Here is a 21997-nt window from a genome sequence, read left to right as displayed (position 1 = left end):
ATGGAGAATGAGATGAGCAAATCGACCGAAACTCAGGACTATGAAGTCATCATCGCGCGTGAAATCGGCGGGGTGTCGCGGCCCGTGGGGGCGTGCCTTGCGATGACCCCGGCCCAGGCGAAATACTACCTGCCACCCTACGGGACGGGCCTAAAGTTGAAACCTTCCGGTGGCCAACGGGCGGCGAAGGTGCCTGCCTCCGACACCACCGCAGAAGACTGATCCGCGATGGACCTCGATCCCGAAACCGGTGCGGCCATCGAGGGCTGGCCGCATGTCGCGCAAAGCCTCCAGACCATTTTGGGCACACGGATCAACACCCGCGTCTTTCGGCGGGAGTTCGGGTCCGATGTGCCAGCCTTGGTCGATGCGCCGATGAATGATGAGAACCTGCTCGCGCTCTATGTTGCAGTGGCTGAGGCGATTGATCGCTGGGAGCCGCGCTTTGATGTGACCAATGTCGGGATCTCGGGCTCGGCATCGGGCGCGATCACTATGACCCTTCAGGGCAGCTATCGCCCCGATGCCCATCTGACCGACACGACCCATGTTTCGGACAGCGTCCAAACCATCCGCGTCACGCGTGACCGGGTCGACAATTGGAGCCTCGCCGCATGACCCGATTTGCAGCTCTTGATTTGGCAGCGCTTCCCGACTTGCCGGTCCTCCGCCCGTTGGATTTCGATGCGGTGCTCGAAGCCCGGCTCGCGGAACTTGAGGCCCACCTGTCGGACGTGTTCAATCCGGAAAAGGCCGCCTCCATCATGGCGCTCGCCCGAAACATCGCATCAAGCCCGACGCGGTATCTCTCTGAAGCGGCTGCCGCCCGCGAGCTATACATGGAGAACCGGATCAACGAAGCGGTCCGGTCTGTTTTCCTGTCGATGGCGCGGGGCGCGGCGCTTGATCACATCGGGGCGGGGCGCGGGGTGGTGCGCAAGGTGCTTGATCACAGCGATCCCGACGCGCCGGTCTATGAGGCGGATGACGCGTTTCGCGCGCGGATCCAGCTGGTGATCGAAGCGTGGTCGCCCCATGGGACCGAAGGCTCCTATGTCTATTGGGCGCTCGATGCGGATGACCTTGTGGTCGATGTGGCGGTCTATGGTCCAAATCACGGGATCGACCCTCCGATCCCGCCTGCCGAGCCGAAGATGGTGATCCTGTCGCGCGAAGGCGACGGGACGGCCAGCGAATACCTGCTCGCGCGGGTCTTTCAGCATTGCGCGGCGGACACGCGCCGCCCGGTGGCCGACAAGCTGTCTGTCGTCTCTGCGGTCCCGGTAGCCTACAGCATCGAAGCGGTTTTGCATGTGACCTCCCCCGAGGCCGCATCGGCAGTGCTGGCGGCGGCAGAAGCCTCCGCTGCGGCCTTCATCAACAGCCGCATCCGGATCGGGCGGAAGCTCTATCGCACGTCAATCGCGGCGGCGCTGAATGTGCAGGGTGTTGTCGATGTCGAGTTGATATCGCCCGCTGCCGATCTCGACATCGGACCTTTTGAAGCGGCCCATTGCACGGACATGACCCTATCCATCCAGACCATCACCGGAGGCTGGCGTGACATTTGATCCGCATAAATCACTGCTCCCGGTGACCGCACCCCCCTTGGCCAAGGCGCTGGATATTCTGGAAGAGCGGCTCTTTGCGCTGCCGGTCGAGATGATCTCGAAAGACCCGGAGACGGCGGATGTTGCACTTCTGGATCATCTGGCGTGGGAGAACTCGGTTGATGTGTGGGATGCCAATTGGCCGGAGGAGATCAAGCGCAACGTGATCGCGGCCTCCGCCGAGTTGCACCGCCATAAGGGCACGCCTTTCGCGATCAAGCGTGCGCTCGCGGCGCTCGATGTGCGGGCAGAGCTTCTTGAATGGTTCGATGATCCGGCGTCGCTGGCCCCCGGCACGTTTCGCGTGACGGCCTACGTGGGCCGGTCGCTGTCGGGGGCGCAGGAGATCTTCATTGATGACCTGATGGTTCGCACCATCCTCGCAGTGATCGAGCGATCCGCACCTGTGTCGCGGGGTTTTGACCTGACGGTGGGGGCCGCGCTGAAATCCACGACGCGCTTGGGCCTGCATGCGAGCACGATCCAATCGCGGACGGCGCGCATGTCGGTCGTGCAAGCGGATGCGACCTTGCCGGTCACAACGGGCCTCGGCCTTGGCGCATCGGCGCTGACGATCACCACAACGCGATTGACCTAGTTCGGAGGGCGCTATGCCAGACATCTTCACCCCAGTCGTCACCGAGGCTGGGTTCAACGCCGCCTTGGCCGCTGAAACCGGAGGGTTTTCCGTCGATGTCACCCATGTGGCGGTTGGCAGTTCAGGCTATGCTGTGGCCACCAATCAGGTGGGCCGCGCCACGCAACTCGGGTTGGTGGCCGAAGAACAGCGGGTCGCCATTCAGGATGCGCGCGACATTGGCAATGGGCAGACCGACATCTCCTTCGTGATCGATGGGCCGGGCAGTTACTACATCCGCGAAATCGGCTTCTTCCTCGCCGATGGTACGCTCTTCGCCGTGGCCTCGGATCCGGTGACGGCGCTGATGTGGAAATCGGACGTCTCGCGCGCGGCCATCGCCTTGGAACTGGTGTTTGAGGCGGTCAATTCGAGTGCCATCCAGATCGTCGCGGCGGGCCCGGACCTCACACTTTTGATGACGCGCGAGATCGCGACCGTCTCAGCAATCGCGATGCGCAACGCATTGGAAAACCTGCGACTTGCCGACCGCATTCGCACAATCACGGGAGAGTATTGATGGCGGAAACAACTCACGACGCGCTCTTGCGGCAAACGGCGGCTGCCGAAGAGCTGCTGGCGTATTTTCAAGGGCAGCGCGCTGACCTGCAGGCCGATATCGCCACCGCGCAGGCGGGCTATGGGGCGCTCACTTCGGACCTGGAAGCGGTTGTCACTGCACGTATGTCCGTGTCGATCACCTTCGATCCCGCAGCACCCGCCGCCGATTTGGTGGATGGCGGAGTGTTTCGGACATGGGCTGAGTTCCTGACGTTTGTGAACGCGCTTCCGGAACTGAGCTATATCGAATGCCGTCTGGCAGATGGCGAAACGCTCGATATCACGTCGCAATATCATGGTCACATCTATGGCCCGCGCCGCTTTTATTTCCGTGCCGTCACGGGTGGCCTTGCTGCGGTGGATCGACCGACGCTTCGTTCCATGTGCTATGACGGGGTGGGCTTCAATCAATGGTACAGCATTGCTTGGGGGCGTGGCGGATCGTTTGCTTTTGATGGGGTGAACCTCTCCTTTGCGCCGGAGTTGAACGGGGCACTCTCCGCGAGCACGTCGAATGTGTTCTTCAACAGCCAATGGGCACCGATTTCCCTGATCAACTCGAAAGTGAGCGGGGCTGCTGACAACATCCTCGTGCGCGCGGTCGGGGGCGCAATGGTGGACCTGAGCCTGCAAAACGTTGAGTTGGACGGCCTGATTGGCGTTGAGCATTACAACGGTTCGGAGGGGCTGGCGCTGATCACCGAACGTATCACGACGCTGTCGAATGGCGCAGTCCTCCATTCCCCATCGTTCACTCTCGGCACCAACCTCCTGAAAGGATAAATCATGCGATTGGACCTCGATCTTGGGGGCGGCACGCGCGTCACCTCAATCACCCGGCAGGAAGCCGAAGCGCGTGGGATCGCCGAGGCAACGATTGCCTCCGCCGAAACTGCCATTCATGCGGCACAAGTGTCCGCTGAGTGCCGTCGGCGCATCTATGCTGTGGCATCTGCCGAGACGCAGATGAACATGGCCGCCGCTGCCGCCGTGATCTCCGCCAAGACTGCATCGCAACGGTCAGCGGCAGAGGCTGACATCCTGACCGGGCTTGAGGTGGCCATCGGATGGGTGGCGGCGATGCGTGCGAATGTTGTCACTCTCGCCGCCGATCCAGCGCTCAACATCACCGATGACGCCAATTGGCCATCCGTTCCGCCCGCCGCTGTGGCGGTCGCGGAACAGTTCTAGCCGACCCCACCACATCATCTGCCTGCCACATCTGGCGCGCAACCGACGGGCGTAAGCCTCACATCTCTCCCGGCAGTGTCTGCCGGGTTTTCTTTTGGCAAAGGAGAAAGCCATGAGTTTTGCAAGTTTCCACCACGGCACGCGTCTGGCGGAGTCCAATGAAACGCCCGTCCTCGTTCAGGTGGCCCAGACCGCCGTTGTGGGGCTTTTGGGCACCGCGCCCGATGCGGACCCGGCCAAGTTTCCGATCAACACGCCGGTGCTGCTGCAAGGCACGCCGACCGATGCGGCGGGCCTCGGCGACACGGGCACGCTGAAAGACGCGGTCGATGATGTGTTCGATCAGATCGGGGCATACACCATCGTCATCCGCGTCGAAGAAGGGGCTAACGCCGCCGCGACCCTGTCCAACCTCGTGGGCGATGCCACCTTGCTGACCGGCGTGCACGCGCTGAAAAAGGCCGAAGCGCAGCTTGGTATCAAGCCCCGGCTGATCGCCATTCCCGGCTTTACGAGCGGTGACGGTGTGACCGCCAACCCGGTGGTGGCGGAACTGATCGGGGTGCTGGACCAGCTGAAGGCCGTGGCCTTTGTTGATGGCCCGGACACGAGCGATGCAGATGCCATTGCCTATCGTGACCTGATTGGCTCGCAGCGTGTCTATGTCGTGGACCCCAAGGTGCTGGTCTGGGATACCGCCACCAGCGCCTATGTCGCGCGTCCGGCCTCGGCGCGCTTTGCGGGCGTGCAGGCCCGTGTCGATACCGAGTTGGGCTTCTGGCATTCGCTGTCGAACAAGGTGATCAACGGCATCGGTGGCGCGTCGCGCACCGTCACCTATGGGCTGCAAGCGAACTACCTCAACGAAAACCATGTGGGCACGATCATCAATATCGGCTCCGGCTTCATCACCTGGGGCAACCGGGCCGCGACCACGGATGACCTTTGGGTGTTTTTGTCGGTGCGCCGGACGGCGGATTTCATCAACGAGGCGATTGAGAAGGCGTATCTTGAGTTTGTCGACAAACCCTTCTCGGCGGGCAATCTGAAGCTGATGCTGGAAAGCGGCAATGCCGCAATGCGGACCTTCAAAGCGTCGGGCGCGATCATTGGTGGGCGGGTCTGGATCGATGAGACCTTGAACGAGCCGACCCAGATGGCGGCGGGCAAGATCACCCTATCCATGGAATTCGAGCCGCCCGCGCCGATGGAGGACATCCGCTTCATCGCGCATCGCAACATCCAGTATTATCTGGAATTGACCAAGGACGCGCTCGCCGCCGCCGCATAGGCCCACCCCCCGGACCCCATTGAGAGGCGAATGCACGGGCAGTGCATTCGGACCCTGATCCTGCGCTGACAAGGAGATACAGCCATGAAATCCACACCCGCCTATATCCTGCGCAATTGCGCCCTGTGGGCTGCCGAAGATCTGAAGGTCGGCCAGTTTTCCGAGGTGACCATCTCGCTGCCGAAAGAGAAGACGGAGAGCTTTCGCAACGGGGGCATGATCAAGGACCGCAAGGCCGCGATGGGCTATGAGCATGATGACCTCGAGTTCACCATGACCGCGCTCGATCCGGCCACGCTGAAACTGATGACCGGTAAGCCCGGTGTTGAGCACGCGTTCATGATCACTGGCGCGTTGGTCGATGAAGACGGGGAGACCCACAGCGCTGTCCATTATGTGCGCGGTCGGCTGATCAGCGCTGATGCCGGAAATTGGAAGCCGGGCGACAAGGCCGAGATGAAATGCACCGTGGTGCAGCACTACGCCAAGTTGGAGATCGACGGCACCGAAGTGTTCGAGATCGACGATTTCGAGTTCTCCGTTGGCGGCGTCAGCCAGACCGGCGACATCCGCTCCGCGCTCTTGCTCTGAGGACAGACCCCATGGATTTGCCGATCACGATTTCCCTCAAACGCCCGATCACCGTCGATGGCAAGACCATCGACAGCCTCACCTTCGATGAGCCGACAATTGGCGCGCAGATCGACTACGCCGAATTGGAGGATGAATTGGGGCTGGCGGAGATGCGCCATGCCCTGGCGAACGCGGGTGCCAGCGATACCGGGCCGGACGGGATCCCCGCCAGTGTCAGCATGCGCGTCACGCAATTCTGGATCGAGGCGCTCGCGGGTCTTCCCAAAGGGGCCGCGCGCGGGATCAAAGCCTCTGATCAGATGGCGGTGAACACCGCGGTGGATGCCGTGCTGTCCGTTCAGGCTGCTGGATCTGATGAGGCCCCAGAGGTGGGAAACGAAAGCCCGGCGCTCTAGCGCAAAACTTGCGCTTTGCGGTCGGGTTCGTCGCGAAGGTGTTGTCGACGCCGGTGCCCGTGGTGCTTGCCATGCGGTGCCGGGAGTTTCAGCGCTGGCATAAGACGGCTTTGGAGATTTGGGAGGCAACGCGCCTCAAATTTGACGAGGGTTAGTCGTCCGCGAGTGGGCGCTGAAACGCGTTCAACGCCTCACGGCGCAACGCTCGGCTTGGCCCGCTCTGATGGGTCGCGGCCCGATAGGCGAGCCACAGCACAGCAGCAAACAGAACCCCGCCCCACATGCCACCCGCGACAAACCCAACAAGGATCGCCGCTGCCACGGCTGCGGTGAGCATCACAATCGCAAAGATCATCGAGAAAATGTCCATGCGCAAAACATAGGCATTTTTGACCCCAAAAACAATGTGAGCGCCCCGCCCATGGCAACCAAACGCATCGAAACGCAACTGATCATCAAGGCGGTCGATCAGTATTCGCGGACCCTCAACAGCATGCGGGCTGTGACCGGGCGATTTGCGGAGACTGTCCGGGGGCAGATGGGCCAGCTTCAGAGCCTGCGCGGGCCGCTTCGTCTGATCGAGGATTTCAACCGACAGCGGCAGGTCGTCACCAGATCGGGTCATGCGCTCGAGGCCAGCCGGGAGCGGGTCCGCCAGCTTATGGCGACCATCCGGGCAACCCGAAACCCGACCGCGCAAATGCGCGCTGAATTGGAGCGCGCCCGCGCCGCGTCCGACCGGTTGGAGCAGCAACACCGGCGCAATCGCAGCGCGCTTCATGGGATGCAGGTCGGCCTGCGCGATGCGGGCGTGAACACTGGTGATCTTGCCGGGGAGCAGCGGCGGCTGGCCGCTGCACTCAACACCGCGACCGCGTCCTTTGATCGCCAGATGGAGCGGATGCGGCGCGTGGAGCAGATGCAGGACCGGATCGCGCAGGGCCGTGCGAGAATGGACCAGACCCTCGCGCGGGCGGCAAACCTCAATTTTGTCGGTCAAGCCTCGATCCAGACCGGGCGGCGTCTGCTGGGGGCGATGGCCGCACCCGTGCGGCAGGCGGTCGAATTTGAAAGCGCGATGTCCGATGTGCGCAAGGTGGTGGATTTCGACACGCCGGAAGGTTTTGCACAAATGTCTGAGGACATTCTCGCAATGTCGACGCGCATTCCCATCGCGGCAAGTGGTCTGGCACAGATCGTAGCAGCTGGCGGGCAGTCTGGGATCGCGCGGGAGGAGCTGGCGCATTTTGCCGAGATGGCCGCGAAAATCGGCGTGGCCTTTGACATCTCCGCCGATCACGCGGGCAATTCGATGGCCCGCATCAAGACGGCCATGGGCCTGACCCTTGAAGAGACCGGCGCGCTTTTTGATGCGATGAACCATTTGTCGAACAACTCGGCGGCGCGGGCGGAGCAGACCTTGGACTTCATCAACCGTGCCGGGGCGTCGGGCGCGCAGTTTGGCTTCTCTGAGACCGAAACGCTTGCGATGGGTGCCGCGATGATCGCAGCGGGTGCCGGGGCGGACACGGCAGCGACGTCGTTCCGGAATATGGGGCGTGCGCTCACGCGCGGCGAAAGTGCCACGGACCGGCAGCGCGATGCGCTGGAGCGGCTCGGTTTGGATGCAGCCGAGGTCGCGCGGTCAATGCAGGTGGACGCTGTTGAGACAACGACGGATGTCTTGGCTCGTCTGCGAGCATTGCCCGATCACCTGCGCGCATCGACCATGACCGATCTTTTTGGCGACGAGGCGCGTGAGCTGACAAAGCTCATCAACAACGCGGAGCTTCTGCCGAAGCTGCTTTCGATGGTCGCGGATGAGCGCGACTACCTTGGCAGTGCCGAAGCCGAATACGCCACGCGGTCGGAAACCACGGCAAACAATATCCAGCTGATGCGCAATCAAATGGAGCGGCTTGGTGTCAGCATCGGCGCAGTGGTTTTGCCGCCGCTCAATGATCTTTTGGAACGGTCGCAGGGCATCATTGACCGAATGGTGACATGGACCAAAGAGCACCCGAAGCTGACCAAAGGGTTGCTGGTGGGTGCGGCGGCGGTTGGGGCCTTGGCTGTGGCGGGCGGTGTGCTCCTGACCGCAGCGGCAGGACTGATCGGCACCATGGCCGTGCTGCGCTTTGGGATGGTGGGGCTGGGCGCGCGGGCAGTGTTTGCGGCAGGCGATCTTGCCATGGTGGCAACACGGTTCCGGGCGCTTGGGGCATTGCGCCGGTTCCGGCTTGCGAGGCTGATCACGCCGCTGGCTTGGACCGCCACCTTGCTTCCGCCCATTCGCTGGCGGGCCATGGCCGGGGGCTTGCGCTGGACGTCGCTGATCCGTCCGCTCGCGTGGATCGGCATGGGGGCCTTGCGCTTTATCCCGGTGATCGGATGGGCCGCACTGGCTGGGGAATTGGCCTGGCATCTGCTGATCAAACCGCTTGGCTGGGACAAGTATCTCAGCCTCGACGCTCTGGGTGGCTATATCGATCAAATCAAGCAGTGGTTCACCTTCGATCTGGGGGAGTTGATCAGCTGGCCGGAGCCGCCGCGATGGTTGTCCAACCTGATCTCCGGTGAGGGGGGTGCTATGCCGTCGAGCGCCGGTCGGCTTGAGCGGCGCGCCGGGGGCGGAACCGTCCGGGCCGGGCAACCCTATCTGGTGAATGAGAACACGCCCCGCTCCGAATGGTTCGTGCCGTCGCAATCGGGCGGCATCCTGAATGTGTCGCAGGCGCAGGCTGCGTTCCGGTCGCATCTCTCGCATGGCATGCGCAAGGGTACGGACGCGGCACGGCTGCGCAATGGCGCGCGGGGCGTGCGCGCGGCAAGCGTTGCGGTCCTCGCCGGGTCACTGGCTGCAACACCGGCTGCCGCGCAGGCGGCTTCTGGCCCCGCGTCGGTGAGCATTCAGATCGAGAACTTCTCCGTCCAGGTGCCGTCGGGCGTGTCGGATCCCGATGCCATTGCCGAATTGGTTGCTGACCGGATCGGCGCGCGGGTGGCCGCGACACTTTCGGCCAGCTTTTCGAAATAGGAGGCGATATGTCCGGACCGGTCACATTGGCGCTTGGCCCCTTCATGTTCCGTGCGCACGGGTTTGGCTTTGCGGGCATGGCGCGCAAGCTCGACACCAGCTGGGCGGAAGTTGAGACGGTCGGCCAACTCAATGATCTGCAATGGACTGGCCCCCGGTCTGAGATCGTCACCATCAACGGCGTCTTGTTCCCCAAGGAATTTGGCGGGGCGACCACGTTGGAGGGTGTTCGGCTGGCCGCGAAAAACGGCGTGCCGCTGATGCTGGTCTCTTTGGGCGGCATGGTGATGGGGCGGCATGCGATCCAGAAACTTGATGAGGATCGCAGCTTTCACGACCGGTTCGGCGCGCCCGGACGGAATGCATACACGCTCGAACTCAAACGGATGCAGTCCAGCGTCCTCGATGCGCTGCGAAACGGGGGAATGTGATGGCGGGCATCTACCGCACGAAGGAAGGCGATGCGCTCGACCTGATTTGCCAGCGGGAATACGGCATCGCGGCGGGCGCGGTTGAGCGGGTCTTGGAGGCCAATCCGCATATCGCGGCGACAGCGCACCGGCTGCAAGCAGGCATCGAGATCACCTTGCCTGACCTCAAGGTCCAAACCATCGCGGGCCAACCGGTGAGGCTTTGGGACTGATGGCGCATCCGAGTGTGACAGTGACGGTGGACGGCACGCCCATCACCGGCCCGATCTTGAGCCGTTTGGTGTCGCTCACGATCACGGATCGGGAGGGCATCCAGTCCGACACGGTCGAGATGACCTTCGCCGATGGGCCGCCATTTGTTGCCGCGCCCCGGCGTGGGGCGGTCATGTCTGTGAGCTTCAGCCTCGATGGTTTGGGGGTTTTTGTGGGCGCCTATGTGATCGACCGGGTCGAGTTTGCCTGCATGCCCTACACGATCACGGTGAAGGGGCATTCTGCGGATCTGCGCTCGGCGATGAAGACGAGCAGATCCCGGCATTGGGACGGCGCGTCGGTCCGGTCGGTGGTGGAGGAGATCGCCCGGCAGCATGATCTGGCCGCGCGGATCTCCGATGCGGCGGCGCGCCATGTTTATGATTGGCTCGGCCAGCAGGACGAAGCGGACCTTGCCTTTCTTGACCGCTTGGCGCGGCGGCATGGGGCTTTGTTCACGATAAAGAACCAGACGCTTTTGTGGCTTGAGCGCGGAGCCGGGCGGGGTGTCGATGCGGACCTTCCCATCGTCACGATCCCGGCCTCGGTGATCATCGAAGGATCGTGCCGCTTGTCGGAAACCGATGTGGATCGGTTCGGGACGGTCAAGGCGTTCTGGCAGAACACGGCGGCGGCAGAGCGCGAAGCGGTCGTCGTCCCGGCGGATCCATCGGCGACAGGCGAGCATGTGTTGCGCGAGCCGTTCAGTTCTCGGGCAGAGGCGGAACGGGCAGCACAAGCCGCCGCCCGCGAAATGCAGCGCGGCCTCATTGAGACGTCCTGCGCGATTGTGGGTCGCCCGTCTTTGATGGCCGGGCAGCCTATCACCTATTCCGGCGTGCGCCCCATGGTCGATGGCCGCGTGTTCATCCTTGAGATGGTCCGGCACACGTTCACGAAATCAAGCGGTCTTCGCACTGCATTCACAGGAAAACTGCAGGCTCCGACGTTGGGCTGAGATGGGGTGGTGATGACCGCAAATCCAAAAACCGATGTGGCGCTTTTGGCGGATAAGCTGGCCCATGCCTTGGCCAAGGTGGAGCAGGAGGAGCCATATATCTTCACCCGCTCCGAGGTCGAGACGTTGCAAAGCGTGATCGCCTTTGTCGAGAAACTGAAGGCGCTGCGATGGCTGGGGCGGGGGATATTCTACCTCGTTGTGGCGACGGGCGTTCTGGTCAGCAATTGGGACCGGATCAAAGAGGCGGTGCTCAAATGGTTCGCCTGACGCGCAAGCGCCGCTTCGACATCGCGCTGTTTCTGTTCGCGATCTTCTATGCGGCTCTGATCATCACGCCGGTCAGTTGGTGGTACGAACTGGGCGAGATTGAAGTGATCGACGCGCGCGAAGGCGAGCCGATCCTCATCGTCTATCATGGTGGTGCGACGCGCGAATTCCTTGGCTCCTATTCGGTCGTGGTGCGGGATTTTGCGACGCGCGGGATTGTCTGCGAAGGGCGGTCGGGGCGTTTTGTCTATGAAGTTGGTGCCCCGCGCCCGGATCCGCTGAGCATGGCGTGGTGGGCACCGTCTGACCCGCGCTGCGCGGCATTGCCCGCTGGCACCTATGTCATGGAAACCTGCTGGACGGTTTACAGCCCATTTTGGGGGCTGGTGCCGTCCAAAACCGAATGCCTGCGAAGCCCGGCTTTCACGATCCATCCGAAAGACTAACCACAAAAGGAGGCCATCATGGCTGTTGATCCTGTTCAGGCATCCCTGAACGGGCGCTTCACCTATCGTCCGGATCGCGGCGAAAGCTGGCGCATCCTAACAGGTGAAGACCCGGTCGAGGGCGATTGCGAAGACTACGCGCTGACGCTCATCTGGCTCTATGAGGCGCGATCCATGCTCCGCTTTTGGTGGGGGCTGATCACGTTGAAATATGTGTTGTGGCACTGCACCGGCCCCGGTGGCGGTGGGCATGTGGTGGTCTGGTGTCGCGGTCGCGGCTGGACCGACAATATCCAGCGCAAGATGGTGCCGAATTTGCCGCCGACCTATCGGCGGCGCTTTCCCTACATCCTGCCCACGCTCCTCCTGAAATTCGGCCTGCGCCCGCTCTTGTCCCGGCGCTGATCGCTCAAGGAACATCACCATGTTGGAACGAAACTGGCGCTTTATCGCGTTGCGGTCCTATACCGCGTGGGCGTTTTACACGCTCGCCTTGGTCACCCTCGCTCCGGACCTGATCTTCATCGCATTTGGGATCGATACCAATCCGGCCTTTTGGTCAGGTCTGTCGCTCTGGATCATCGGTTTGGGAATTCTTGGTCGGCTTGTCCTTCAGCCCAACGATGGCGTTCTGCGGCGGCGTATGATCTTGCTGGCCATCATTTTGGCGACGGTCTTCGTCGGATCAAAAGTAGCCGCGCAACCGTCGGAGCGGGACACGCTACGCGTGCTCATCCCTCTCATCATGAAATGGGAAGGGGAGCATCGCTGCGCGGATGATCCGGCCCTGCATTGCGCTTACCTCGACCTCGTCGGCGTCCCGACGATCTGCTTTGGGGAAACGCAAGGCGTGCGCCTCGGGGATCGGGCGACGGATGCGGCCTGTCGGGACATGCTGGAGCATCGCCTCGCCGCCGACTTTCGGGCCGGGCTGCATGGGTATTTCAACGCCACGACGCGCGCCCATCGGCTGACGCCCTACCGGGACGCGGCGTACGTCTCGCTCGCTTACAATGTGGGCATTCGCGGGGCGGGCCGGTCCACGGCAACCCGCCGCCTGAACGCCGGGAATATCGAAGGTGGTTGCCGCGCAATTGGGTGGTGGAACAAGGCCGGTGGTCGGATCGTCCGGGGATTGGTCAATCGCCGGACCGAAGAGGTGGCGCTGTGTTTGCGGGGCCTCTGATCGGGACGCTGCTGCGCGGGGTCTGGACCTTGCTCACAAGCCGGATCGGCCTTGCCGTGATCCTCTGTGGGCTGCTCTGGGCCTTTCACATCCATGACAAGCGGCAGGCCGTCGATGCGGCGCGGGACGGATTTGTCACCGCGTTCGAGCTTGCCGCGACAGAGGCGGAACTCGACGCCATGCGGCGGCGGCTTCTGACCGCAACCGTCGCGAACCAATCCTTGCAAGAAAAGGTGCAAGCAACCGAAGGCGACGCCCTGCGCTTTGCCGCCGAATTGGAGGCATTCAAACGTGATACGGATATCAATCCTCAGTGCCGTGTCGATGACACTGTTCTGCGTCGCCTGCGCGCCAACTGACCGCGACAGGGTAGAGGCCGCAGGCCGGGCGGTTGGGGAGGCGCGGGCGGAAGCGCTCCTGCCGGAGCTCCCGGATGACTGCCGAAAGACGACCCGGATCGGCGCTGTCGCGGGCGACCGCCTCGACGTTGCCCTGCTGCGCGCCGACAACGCCTTGGATCAACAGAACCGCCGCACTCTGCGCTGTGCGGATTGGTACGACGATCTGCAAAACGCGTGGCGCGAATGACGCGCCCGGCACGCTGGCAAGGGCGCGCGGATTGACTGAATAAGCCATCAATTCGCCCAGCCATCTTCGGACAAAAATCGCATGAAAAGAGCAACTTAGAGATATCGACTGTGCGCCCCACCAGAGCGACAAGTGTGGGGAAGCAAGGAGATGAACATGACCAACGCCGCAAAAAACACCCTGACCAACGAAGAGAAATTCGCCCTTGAGGCCATCGCGGGCCAGCACCTCGGCCTCGACACACTGGAAGCGCAAAACAGCGACGACGCGGATTTCTCAGAACAGGCCGTCTGGTCAATCGAAGCCGCGCTGCGCGCCGCTTTTGAGGCCGGTCGCGCCTCCGCGACCTCCTAACGACATACCCCGCCCGAAAGGGCGGTGGTGAAGGTGTGCAAACACCCTCACCACGCAGCATAAGCTCTCACACCAGCTGCGCCGATACCTCACTCAGATCGCATCGCCCGCGCCCCCCAGGAGGGAGCGGGCGTAGTCTAATCTGGGAATCACAATGGATCGTCAACACAAAGTGCCGCCAGCGGCACCCGTCGCCCCGTGGCTGGGCGGCAAGAAAGCCTTGCACCGTCGGATCATCCAGCGGATCGAGGCGATTGATCACTCTGCCTATATCGAGCCGTTTGTCGGCATGGGTGGGGTTTTCCTGCGTCGGACATGGAAACCGCGCACTGAAGTTGCCAATGATCGGAATGGTGACATCACCAATCTGTTCCGAATCTTGCAGCGCCACTATCCCCAATTCCTTCAGATGATGCAGTTTCAGATCACGTCGCGCCGGGAATTTGATCGGCTGCGCGCCTGTGATCCTTCCACGCTGACCGACCTCGAGCGCGCTGCGCGGTTCTTGTACCTGCAGCGTTTGGTTTTCGGAGGGCAAGTCAACAACGTGTTCGGTGTGTCCCCGCAAACGGCACCACGATTCAGCTTGGCCCGATTGGAGCCGCTCTTGGAGGCGGCCCATGCCCGGCTTGATGGTGTCGTTCTTTAAAACCTTGACTGGCGTGAGATGATCGATCGCTATGATTTCAAGGACGCCCTGTTCTACCTCGATCCGCCTTATTGGGGAGGGGAAAACGATTATGGCAAGGGCATCTTCGAGCGGGATCAGTTTGAAGCGATCGCCAACGCGCTGCGCGACCTTAGCGGCAGCTTCATCCTGTCGATCAACGACCGCCAGGAGATCCGCGAAATCTTCGCCGGTTTCCAGTTTGAGGAGTGTCGCCTGACCTACTCCATCGCCCGAGGCGAGGGCGTGGCCGCGAAGGAGCTGCTGATCAGCAATCGGTCAGATAGCACGATGTTGATCTGAGTACCGGGGTGTAAGCTGGACGTCGTAGCGGCAGATGGGTCGCTAAAAGCTGAATAGCGGCCCACGAAAATGCTCACTAAGTCATCTGTTCCGAGTGTGTTCGTTTGGATCTGTGTCAAAATCCAGCTTTCCGGGTCCAACGTTGGAAAACAAGGCAATCAATCCAAAAATTGTCCAGCCCGTAGTGCGTACCTGGACTTGGCGTACAAGATGTGCTAGGAGTTTTAGGTAGGTGACATTGGCGTGGGGAAAATAAGTGTTTCAAGGGGTTACGGAGAATTTCCATCACGAATCCAGTGACGGCGGGAACAACAGCCAGAAGGCCGCCTCGAGCCTCTACACGATGGTCGACCTCTTCGCCGGGTGCGGAGGCCTGTCGATGGGGTTCGAGAACGCGCAGTTTACGCCCGTGTTCGTGAACGAGCTCGATAAGGATGCCATCCAAACCTACCTCAAAAATCGTTACCACGAGCTGGGCGGTGAGAAGTTCGCGGAAAACGCGGACCTACGTTGCAACGACGCCCACGAGCTCCAGGGCGAGCGTCTGGAGCAGCTCGTGTCCGACCTGTCCTCCCTCAAGGAGGCTGATTTCCGGTTCGACACTGCGACCGCAGACAGCGGCGGCGGCAGTACCCTCGACGTGCTGGCCGGTGGCCCACCTTGTCAGGGCTACTCCGGTATCGGCATCCGCCGATCCTACGCGGTTGATCGCAAGGAGATTCCTGCGAATGTCCTTTATGGCCGAATGGCCCAGATCATTCGTCGCCTACGCCCCCGGATTTTTCTTTTCGAGAATGTAAGGGGCCTGTTGAATGCTAAATGGACCCGTGAAGGCGGTGAACCTATTTGGCCAGACGTGAAAGCCGAGTTTCGGAATATACCAGGCTACGAGGTGCGATGGTCACTTGTCTATGCGAAGGACTACGGCGTTCCGCAGAACCGCCCCCGCGTTCTCCTCGTAGGCATCCGAAAAGATATCCTCGATGCCTGCCCGTCCATTGACGCGAACGCCGACCCCGAGGATGCCGTGAAATGCGGCTTCCTGCCCGAAGGTCAACCGGGCACCTTCCCACACTTGAATGACCTACTTGGGGACCTCGTGGACCCCGGCGTGGCGGATACTCTTCGTTCTGGCAAGTTTGCGCCTGGCACCTTTGAGACCACAAGCTATCCCCGCCCTGCCCGCACGGCGATTCAAAAGCACTTGCGGTCGTCGCCCCCTTGGGACCCGAATGGCCAAGTGAGGCTTACGGAGCAGGAATATTCCAAGCACAAGTGGGCGGTGGTCGATAAGTTTGACCATATGCTGACCAACAACGGCGAAATCCCCCAGCACTACCAGACCCGGAAGTTTTCTCAACGGGTGTTGCCACCTCATTGGGGCAACAAGGAACCGCATATGACGGCGACCTCTTTGCCCGACGATTACGTGCATTACTGCCAGCCCCGCATCCTGACAGTGCGGGAATGGGCTCGGCTCCAGCTCTTCCCGGACTGGTACCGTTTCGCCGGTAAGCGCACGACCGGAGGGATCCGTCGCGCAGGAAACCCGCTTGAAGGCATCTACGACCGGGAGGTGCCGAAATACACGCAAATCGGCAATGCCGTGCCGGTGGGACTGGCTCAGAAAGTGGGTGAACACTTCCGAGGCATCCTAGACCAAGCATTGGGCGAGAGGTAGGCAATGCCTCTTCGCCAACTGACTGAAATCGAGCGGCGCCGGATGAAGCGTCTTACCGCCGAGTCCGTTGATATCACTCTTTTGCAGCCGACATGGACCGCTTTGGATAAAGGCTACATGGACGCCACGGCACCCGTTCGCAACTATCTTAAGGAGAACGGGCTGCACGACTTCGAGCTCCAAGGTCGTGGCGCACGCGAGAACGGGGTGAAAATCGAGGCGTTTCTTGTCAGCGAACAGCAGCAAATCAAAGCGCCAGCATCGCTATACAAGCCGAAGGCCAAGCCCACGAAGGACGGTGACCCGAGGATTTGGTTTTCCAAGCTGCATCACCATGCCAACCCGGACGACATGCTGGCCGTCACGGAGCATGCTGGCCAGCTCGTGGTTATCAACCTCACGCAGGTTGACGTGTCCCACGCGCTGGATGTCCAGCAAAGCGGCCCGTTGTGGGATGTCCTTCGGAATATCAGCGCAGAAGCGACCAGCATCGCGGACGAACTCTTGGGCAAGCTCCGTATCATCGCAGCGGGCGGTTACGTCCCTTCCATCATGGACGAGCGAGCGGATACCGCGATCGGTCGCACCCTTGAGGCCGCGCTTGGCATTGCCATGAACGCGCGGCGGGAGCCCGATTACAAGGGCATTGAGCTCAAGTCGTACCGGCGAAAACCCAAGTCGCAGGAGAACCGGAAACAGCTTTTCACGAAGGTTCCCAACTGGGAAATCAGCAAGTTCAACAGCATGACGGACGTGCTCAATGCCTTCGGGTATTTTCGAGATGGTCGAGACCGTCTGAATTGCACGGTCAGCGCGGCCAAAGTGAATTCACAAGGGCTCACGTTCAAGCTTGATGAGAAGAGCGGCATACTAAACGAGGTCTCGGCTACAACAGATCATGGAGCTTTCGCTGCATGGTATCTGTCTGAATTGCGGGCCGATCTGGAGAAGAAGCACTCTGAAACATTCTGGGTCGGCGCTAATGTCCATCGGATCGGAGGTCGTGAGCATTTCGAGTTCACGGATGTGATACACACGCGTAAACCGATAGGCTCTCAGTTCGATATCCTCATCGAACAGGGTGAAATCACCATGGACCATATGATGAAGCGGCTCGATTCAGGACGTGCGCACGAACGTGGACCCTCGTTTAAGATCGAGGCGGGTTCACTTGATCTATTGTTTCCACCAAGTAAGACTTATGCACTGGTTTGAGGTTGTGACCTGAGACCCGTTTCCTCCTCCAATTTGAGATAGAGTCCGTCCCAACGAAGGAGACGGACGGAAGGAAGAGATCAGGGTTCAGCGAAGAGCAGATCATTGCGATTCTGAAGCAGCAGGAGAGCGGCTTGGTGACGGCGGATGTCTGCCAGGGGCACGGGATCAGCTCGGCGACCATCTACAGATGGACAGCGAAGTTTGGCGGTCTAGAAGTGTCGGATGCCCGACGGCTGAAGGCTCTCGAAGACGAGAACGCAAAGCTGAAGAAGCTCTTGGCTGAACAGATTCTAGACAACGCCATGTTGCAGGATGTCGTGTCGCGAAAGTGGTAACGCCCGCGGCTAGGCGGGAAGCCGTGGCGCACCTCTGCCAAATGCATCAGGTGATCCAACGGCGGGCGTGTTCCGTTCTTGGTGTTGATCGGTCATACGACCGCTTCCTAAAATTTTTTGCGTCTGACAAGCCTTAGGAACTTTCGACATGCGCTGCCAACTTCGCGAGAGTTTGGCCGCCAAGTTCTACTGCACCAAAGCTTCAGGGACGAGCTCTCAAGCGGCGAAAGCTTCTACAGCCTGCGAGAGGCTCAAATCCTGATCAAAGAATGGAAGAATCACCGCAACACAAAACCCCCCTACAGTGCTCTATGCTACTTCCCACCGGCCCCTGAAACCATCATCCAGATGGACCCAAGGCCAGTCATGTACTAACAATCCCAATAGACCACTCAGGTGGGGCTGATCAGGGTCGCAGTTTCAAGCATTGAGTGCTGGAGGAGTTCAGGATTGCACATGAATTTGAAGGGTAGCCGAGAGTGGTAGAAAGAAATTGGTTTTACAAACGTGTTGATCCTGACGGCGGCGCTGGCGGAGAAGTCTTCAAGTCGATTTTCAACGGCAGTGGATTGGACGCCGCCGAACGCTTGGCGCGCGAGGCGCTGCAAAACAGCGTCGATGCGGCGCGAGAAGGTGAAACGCCGCGAGTTTCGTTGCGGATGCACGCCTATTCAGACGCCGATCTGGATCGTTTCTGGCATGGCGCTGGCTTGGATGCGATTGCCGCAAGGGTCGGTGTGCTCGGCTTACACACAGGGAACGCTTTCGAGACGAAACCGGAGACGCTTCGTGTCCTGCATGTCGTTGATTCCGGCACAACCGGCTTGGCAGGGGACCCGACGTCTCCCAGCTCGAAAATGCGCAAGCTGCTAATGGAAATCGGGGGCAGTCAAAAAGTTGTCGAAGAAAAGAATTCTGGTGGTTCTTATGGTTTCGGGAAAGCGGTCTACAGCGCTTCATCCCGGGTTGCTGTGATCTTTGCTTACTCGCGGACACATGATGCCAGTGGGCACCCGCTCTCAGTTTTGATGGGGTGCGCTTATCACCGAGAGCACGAATTCGATGGACAGGCCACGAGCGGACGCGCGTTTTTCGGAAGGCGGATCGAGGAACATAGCATTCCGATTCGACACGATCCCTTCGTTGGAGAAGAAGCTGACGAGTTGGCGGCGGAACTCAACATGTCGCGTGAAGAAGGCGACATCGGCACGACGATCGCCATCGTGGATTGTCCGCTCAAGATGGAGGACATCAAACGAGGCGTCGAGCGATCCTGGTGGCCGAAGATTCGCCGCGAAAACTTCCGCGTAACTATTACCGATGAAGACGGACAGCGGCTGCACTTGCGACCTCTCCAAGATCCTGAGTTGAGGCCATTCATCGATGCACTCGATGTCGCTTTGGGGCGTTCGCCCGAGCAGAGCGGAAAGTCCCGGCGCAAGGCTGACTTCAACAAATTGGACGGAAAGAAAATCGGTCAACTCGGGCTTTTTGCATTGGCGGATGAGCAAGAAGTGGATGAAATGTCCGATCAGGTCGATCGCCGCGACACAATCGCTTTGGTGCGTTCGCCCGGTATGGTCGTTCAATACTACCGGCGTGGTTTCCCAAGTCATCCGCCTGTTGTCGGTGTGTTTCTGGCAGACGACGATATCGACGATATTCTGCGTCGATCAGAGCCACCGGAACATGACCAGTGGGATGCGAATGCCGACAGATTGGATCCTTCGAGTAAGGAAAGGGAGATCGTCCAGTCAGTCCATGCGCGCATTTGGCGAGAGTTGCGCACTTTCCAAAAATTTGCGCGTCCGCCGGAGAAATCCGATGGCAATCGTTTTCTCCAACTGGAGCGTGAGCTTGCGAAGCTGTTTGGCCCGACCGGCAAACGGGAGCCGATCGGTGGGGGAAAGGGTGAGACCCCGGTTTCGCTGAGGCCCGATGTCCTGATCGAACAAGCTGCGGATGGCCTGAAGGTGAAAGGCCAAGTCACGATCCAACTAAAGGAAGATCACGAGGGTGATTTGCCGGTGATCGTGACGATGCGGCTGAGTTCGATCGACGAAGGCCATCGTCACCTTGATCCGATTGCATTGACCGCGTCGTTCTATGGTGCCGACGTCGAGATGGTCGATGTAGCGGAATGGCATCTGACGTTATCGCCTGGCGAGAAGGTCAATGTGGAGGTGGAAAGCGCGGTTTACGAACCCGATTGGACCGTGGATTTCGTGCCACGCGTCAAGCCGCTCGGTGCGGAGGGTAAGGAATGAACGCTTGGGTCAGATCACAACCGAAGACGCTCCGCCCCTATTTCGGGGCGCAAGCGGCAGAAGGTTTACTCGACGAAATGGAGCTGTTCCTGAAGTTCGGGGATGCACCAGTACAGGGAAACCGACTGATCGTCGATGACAGCCAAATGAAGGATATGGCTCCGCGGTTGTACCCGAAGCTGTCGGAAGAGCGGATCAATGCCGTATTCGGAGAGCGACGATCGGCCTTCGACCTGGTCGTCACTCTTCGGACCCCGCAGATGCTGCGCCGTGAGCTGGTGAAAAGGTTTTCGCTTGGCGAAGAGGCGCGGGAATGTATCGAGGTTCCTCAACACATGCTCAAGGATGCCAAATTGACGGGTCTTTTCGAACTTGGCGCTTCAATCTGCCTTTCGAAGGAAGTCGATCTCGGCCCGGGATGGCCAAACCATTTGGGAAGCTGGGTGGCAAAGGAGATCTATACGATCGGCCTGGATCGTAGGCAGTCGGCCTTCCGTATCGAAGTGTTAACCAAAGAAATGAGAGAGCAGCGCGCCTTACCGGATGAAACCCTAATTTGGGTAGATGTGGACGATCTGAACGAGGTCTATGAAGCCGGAACAACTTGTGCAACGGCTTACGTTAGCGAGCGACTTCATGATCGTTACAAATCCGGAAAGACGCATTCCGCGGTCAATGCGTTGTTGTACTCGGAAATCGTTTGTGCCGTTCTCGCATCTCCTGACAATGGTCTCAAAGAGTCGACTTTTGTCGCTCCCGGAAGTCCGCTCGAGAATATTTGTGAGCAACTAAGGCCTGGCGAGGCCCTGAATTTGAAAGAGCTTAAATCGTTCTTGGACGATCCAGTGCGTTTGCGGGCCTTCGTTCATGACAGTCGCGGAATGGCCAAAGAACTGGAGAAAATCTAATGCCCTATCCGCTCGTAAGCGAGGAGTCACTGAAGTCCTGGTATCTTGGTTGGCGGGATGAGTGCGAAAAAGCCTGGGCGAGGGTGCCGCCGACCGAGTGCCCGCAGGTTATAGAAAACACAACCGGTGCTGAATTCGACTGGGCGACGGAAGTCGCCACCATTATCGAACAGCTGCGAAAGATCCTCGAAGAGGAAGGCGACAAGTTATTCGAGGTCCGCGGTGCTGAGATCATTCATCGAGCTCTGCCCGACCACGAAGCTCTCAGAGATCCAGAGTTCTGGTATTGGATGGCGTCGGTTCCCGGACGGGAATTGATCGAAATGCGCTATCCTTACAAAGAGAAAATTCCCACGCGCGAAGACTGGGAGGCATCAGGGAAGACGGAAAAGCCTTCATTTCTGCCGGCCCGGGCGAATTTCGTGAGCCCGGATGCCAAAGAGGTTCTGTTCTTTCGTCTTTGGATTCGGGCTGAAATGAGCAGACTTGTCGACGACTCGGGATACGATCCTTATGAATACACCGGTGGCGGGACCGAATTTTGGCGAAGCCACCTTCTGCGCGTACTCTATGCTCAGCATCGCCCGTTTCTGCAAGCCTTTGTCGATTTTCAGTTTCCGGGGCCGGACCGTGATAAACCTGCGCTCGGTGTAGAAGAGATACGCCAACTGGCGAAGGACTTGTCCAAGGCTTGTGCCAACGTGTCCGTTGAGTTATTTGACAGAGATCAGAGCAAAGCGTTCATTGAGCGCGTCTGGGCGAGAACGTCCAGTGCTCGGGCTTGGGTCAAAGGCTGACCGGCCTGTCGTCATGAAAG

General features: G+C 60.1%; 27 protein-coding genes and 3 pseudogenes. 29 read left to right on the top strand and 1 reads right to left on the bottom strand.

The genetic code is table 11. The annotated features are described in order from the left end of the window. Positions 1 to 12: 12 nt before the first annotated feature. From FHS89_RS08880 to FHS89_RS08835, 10 genes are all read left to right on the top strand, one after another. Positions 13 to 222, top strand: coding sequence for a hypothetical protein (locus FHS89_RS08880; RefSeq protein WP_184010786.1), 210 nt, complete (start codon positions 13 to 15; stop codon positions 220 to 222). Between the two features lie 6 nt (positions 223 to 228). Continuing rightward, positions 229 to 618 (top strand): GPW/gp25 family protein, encoded by a 390-nt coding sequence (locus tag FHS89_RS08875; protein WP_184010784.1) that lies wholly within the window; start codon positions 229 to 231, stop codon positions 616 to 618. Then, a complete protein-coding gene (locus FHS89_RS08870; protein ID WP_184010782.1) occupies positions 615 to 1571 on the top strand; it encodes a baseplate assembly protein in 957 nt (318 codons plus the stop codon). The genes FHS89_RS08875 and FHS89_RS08870 overlap by 4 nt, the downstream gene beginning before the upstream one ends. Next, positions 1561 to 2208 (top strand): phage tail protein I, encoded by a 648-nt coding sequence (locus FHS89_RS08865; protein ID WP_184010780.1) that lies wholly within the window; start codon positions 1561 to 1563, stop codon positions 2206 to 2208. The genes FHS89_RS08870 and FHS89_RS08865 overlap by 11 nt, the downstream gene beginning before the upstream one ends. Before the next feature lie 13 nt (positions 2209 to 2221). Beyond that, complete coding sequence (locus tag FHS89_RS08860; protein ID WP_184010778.1) at positions 2222 to 2767, top strand: phage tail-collar fiber domain-containing protein; 546 nt, start codon at positions 2222 to 2224, stop codon at positions 2765 to 2767. Continuing rightward, entirely contained in the window at positions 2767 to 3591 is an 825-nt protein-coding gene (locus FHS89_RS08855; protein ID WP_184010776.1) for a hypothetical protein, read from the top strand. The genes FHS89_RS08860 and FHS89_RS08855 overlap by 1 nt, the downstream gene beginning before the upstream one ends. 3 nt (positions 3592 to 3594) lie before the next feature. Then, positions 3595 to 3999 (top strand): hypothetical protein, encoded by a 405-nt coding sequence (locus tag FHS89_RS08850; RefSeq protein WP_184010774.1) that lies wholly within the window; start codon positions 3595 to 3597, stop codon positions 3997 to 3999. Positions 4000 to 4111: 112 nt separating this feature from the next. Beyond that, entirely contained in the window at positions 4112 to 5290 is a 1179-nt protein-coding gene (locus FHS89_RS08845; protein WP_184010772.1) for a phage tail sheath subtilisin-like domain-containing protein, read from the top strand. A gap of 84 nt (positions 5291 to 5374) precedes the next feature. Next, entirely contained in the window at positions 5375 to 5881 is a 507-nt protein-coding gene (locus FHS89_RS08840; protein ID WP_184010770.1) for a phage major tail tube protein, read from the top strand. Between the two features lie 11 nt (positions 5882 to 5892). Continuing rightward, a complete protein-coding gene (locus tag FHS89_RS08835) occupies positions 5893 to 6279 on the top strand; it encodes a phage tail assembly protein (RefSeq protein ID WP_184010768.1) in 387 nt (128 codons plus the stop codon). 151 nt (positions 6280 to 6430) lie between these two features. Here FHS89_RS08835 and FHS89_RS08830 read toward each other — a convergent pair whose 3' ends face one another. Further along, on the bottom strand, positions 6431 to 6649 hold the full coding sequence (locus FHS89_RS08830) for a hypothetical protein (protein WP_184010766.1): 219 nt from the start codon (positions 6647 to 6649) through the stop codon (positions 6431 to 6433). A 51-nt stretch (positions 6650 to 6700) separates the two neighbouring features. Here FHS89_RS08830 and FHS89_RS08825 point away from each other — a divergent pair, with 51 nt between their 5' ends. The 19 genes and pseudogenes from FHS89_RS08825 (at position 6701) to FHS89_RS08735 (ending at position 21977) form a co-directional block, all read left to right on the top strand. Beyond that, entirely contained in the window at positions 6701 to 9316 is a 2616-nt protein-coding gene (locus FHS89_RS08825; RefSeq protein WP_184010764.1) for a phage tail tape measure protein, read from the top strand. Between the two features lie 8 nt (positions 9317 to 9324). Then, the gene (locus tag FHS89_RS08820) at positions 9325 to 9747 is read left to right on the top strand and encodes a phage tail protein (RefSeq protein WP_184010762.1); all 423 of its coding nucleotides are present in this window, start codon (positions 9325 to 9327) and stop codon (positions 9745 to 9747) included. Beyond that, on the top strand, positions 9747 to 9959 hold the full coding sequence (locus tag FHS89_RS08815) for a tail protein X (RefSeq protein ID WP_184010761.1): 213 nt from the start codon (positions 9747 to 9749) through the stop codon (positions 9957 to 9959). Before FHS89_RS08820 ends, FHS89_RS08815 begins: the two co-directional genes overlap by 1 nt. Then, positions 9959 to 10957 carry a phage late control D family protein gene (locus FHS89_RS08810; RefSeq protein ID WP_184010759.1) on the top strand — a complete coding sequence of 333 codons (999 nt, stop codon included), beginning with the start codon at positions 9959 to 9961 and terminating at the stop codon, positions 10955 to 10957. The genes FHS89_RS08815 and FHS89_RS08810 overlap by 1 nt, the downstream gene beginning before the upstream one ends. Positions 10958 to 10969: 12 nt before the next feature. Continuing rightward, positions 10970 to 11227: a hypothetical protein gene (locus FHS89_RS08805; protein ID WP_184010757.1), complete on the top strand. Its 258-nt coding sequence runs from the start codon at positions 10970 to 10972 to the stop codon at positions 11225 to 11227. After that, positions 11215 to 11673, top strand: a complete 459-nt coding sequence (locus tag FHS89_RS08800) for a hypothetical protein (protein WP_184010739.1) — start codon at positions 11215 to 11217, stop codon at positions 11671 to 11673. Before FHS89_RS08805 ends, FHS89_RS08800 begins: the two co-directional genes overlap by 13 nt. An 18-nt stretch (positions 11674 to 11691) precedes the next feature. After that, entirely contained in the window at positions 11692 to 12078 is a 387-nt protein-coding gene (locus tag FHS89_RS08795) for a hypothetical protein (protein WP_184010737.1), read from the top strand. Between the two features lie 19 nt (positions 12079 to 12097). Next, positions 12098 to 12859: a lysozyme gene (locus tag FHS89_RS08790; protein WP_184010735.1), complete on the top strand. Its 762-nt coding sequence runs from the start codon at positions 12098 to 12100 to the stop codon at positions 12857 to 12859. Continuing rightward, positions 12841 to 13218, top strand: coding sequence for a hypothetical protein (locus tag FHS89_RS08785; RefSeq protein WP_184010733.1), 378 nt, complete (start codon positions 12841 to 12843; stop codon positions 13216 to 13218). The genes FHS89_RS08790 and FHS89_RS08785 overlap by 19 nt, the downstream gene beginning before the upstream one ends. Then, on the top strand, positions 13184 to 13447 hold the full coding sequence (locus tag FHS89_RS08780) for a hypothetical protein (protein WP_184010731.1): 264 nt from the start codon (positions 13184 to 13186) through the stop codon (positions 13445 to 13447). Before FHS89_RS08785 ends, FHS89_RS08780 begins: the two co-directional genes overlap by 35 nt. 156 nt (positions 13448 to 13603) lie before the next feature. Then, positions 13604 to 13801: a DUF6900 domain-containing protein gene (locus tag FHS89_RS08775; protein ID WP_184010729.1), complete on the top strand. Its 198-nt coding sequence runs from the start codon at positions 13604 to 13606 to the stop codon at positions 13799 to 13801. Between the two features lie 154 nt (positions 13802 to 13955). Continuing rightward, a pseudogene (locus FHS89_RS08770) lies at positions 13956 to 14771 on the top strand (DNA adenine methylase). A 256-nt stretch (positions 14772 to 15027) separates the two neighbouring features. Then, complete coding sequence (locus FHS89_RS08765; protein WP_221229351.1) at positions 15028 to 16452, top strand: DNA (cytosine-5-)-methyltransferase; 1425 nt, start codon at positions 15028 to 15030, stop codon at positions 16450 to 16452. A 42-nt stretch (positions 16453 to 16494) separates the two neighbouring features. Continuing rightward, the gene (locus FHS89_RS08760; RefSeq protein ID WP_184010727.1) at positions 16495 to 17667 is read left to right on the top strand and encodes an MvaI/BcnI family restriction endonuclease; all 1173 of its coding nucleotides are present in this window, start codon (positions 16495 to 16497) and stop codon (positions 17665 to 17667) included. 38 nt (positions 17668 to 17705) lie between these two features. Beyond that, positions 17706 to 18112 (top strand): annotated as a pseudogene (locus FHS89_RS08755) (transposase); the annotation flags it as partial. Between the two features lie 94 nt (positions 18113 to 18206). Continuing rightward, positions 18207 to 18380, top strand: a pseudogene (locus FHS89_RS16475) (integrase core domain-containing protein); the annotation flags it as partial. A gap of 104 nt (positions 18381 to 18484) precedes the next feature. Next, the gene (locus FHS89_RS08745) at positions 18485 to 20272 is read left to right on the top strand and encodes a hypothetical protein (protein ID WP_184010723.1); all 1788 of its coding nucleotides are present in this window, start codon (positions 18485 to 18487) and stop codon (positions 20270 to 20272) included. Continuing rightward, positions 20269 to 21180 (top strand): hypothetical protein, encoded by a 912-nt coding sequence (locus FHS89_RS08740; protein WP_184010722.1) that lies wholly within the window; start codon positions 20269 to 20271, stop codon positions 21178 to 21180. The genes FHS89_RS08745 and FHS89_RS08740 overlap by 4 nt, the downstream gene beginning before the upstream one ends. Then, positions 21180 to 21977, top strand: a complete 798-nt coding sequence (locus FHS89_RS08735) for a DUF6339 family protein (RefSeq protein ID WP_184010720.1) — start codon at positions 21180 to 21182, stop codon at positions 21975 to 21977. The genes FHS89_RS08740 and FHS89_RS08735 overlap by 1 nt, the downstream gene beginning before the upstream one ends. Positions 21978 to 21997 lie beyond the last annotated feature (20 nt).

This window comes from Rubricella aquisinus, assembly GCF_014199445.1.
GTDB lineage: Bacteria > Pseudomonadota > Alphaproteobacteria > Rhodobacterales > Rhodobacteraceae > Rubricella > Rubricella aquisinus.
This window is presented reverse-complemented; position numbering and strand designations above follow the sequence as displayed.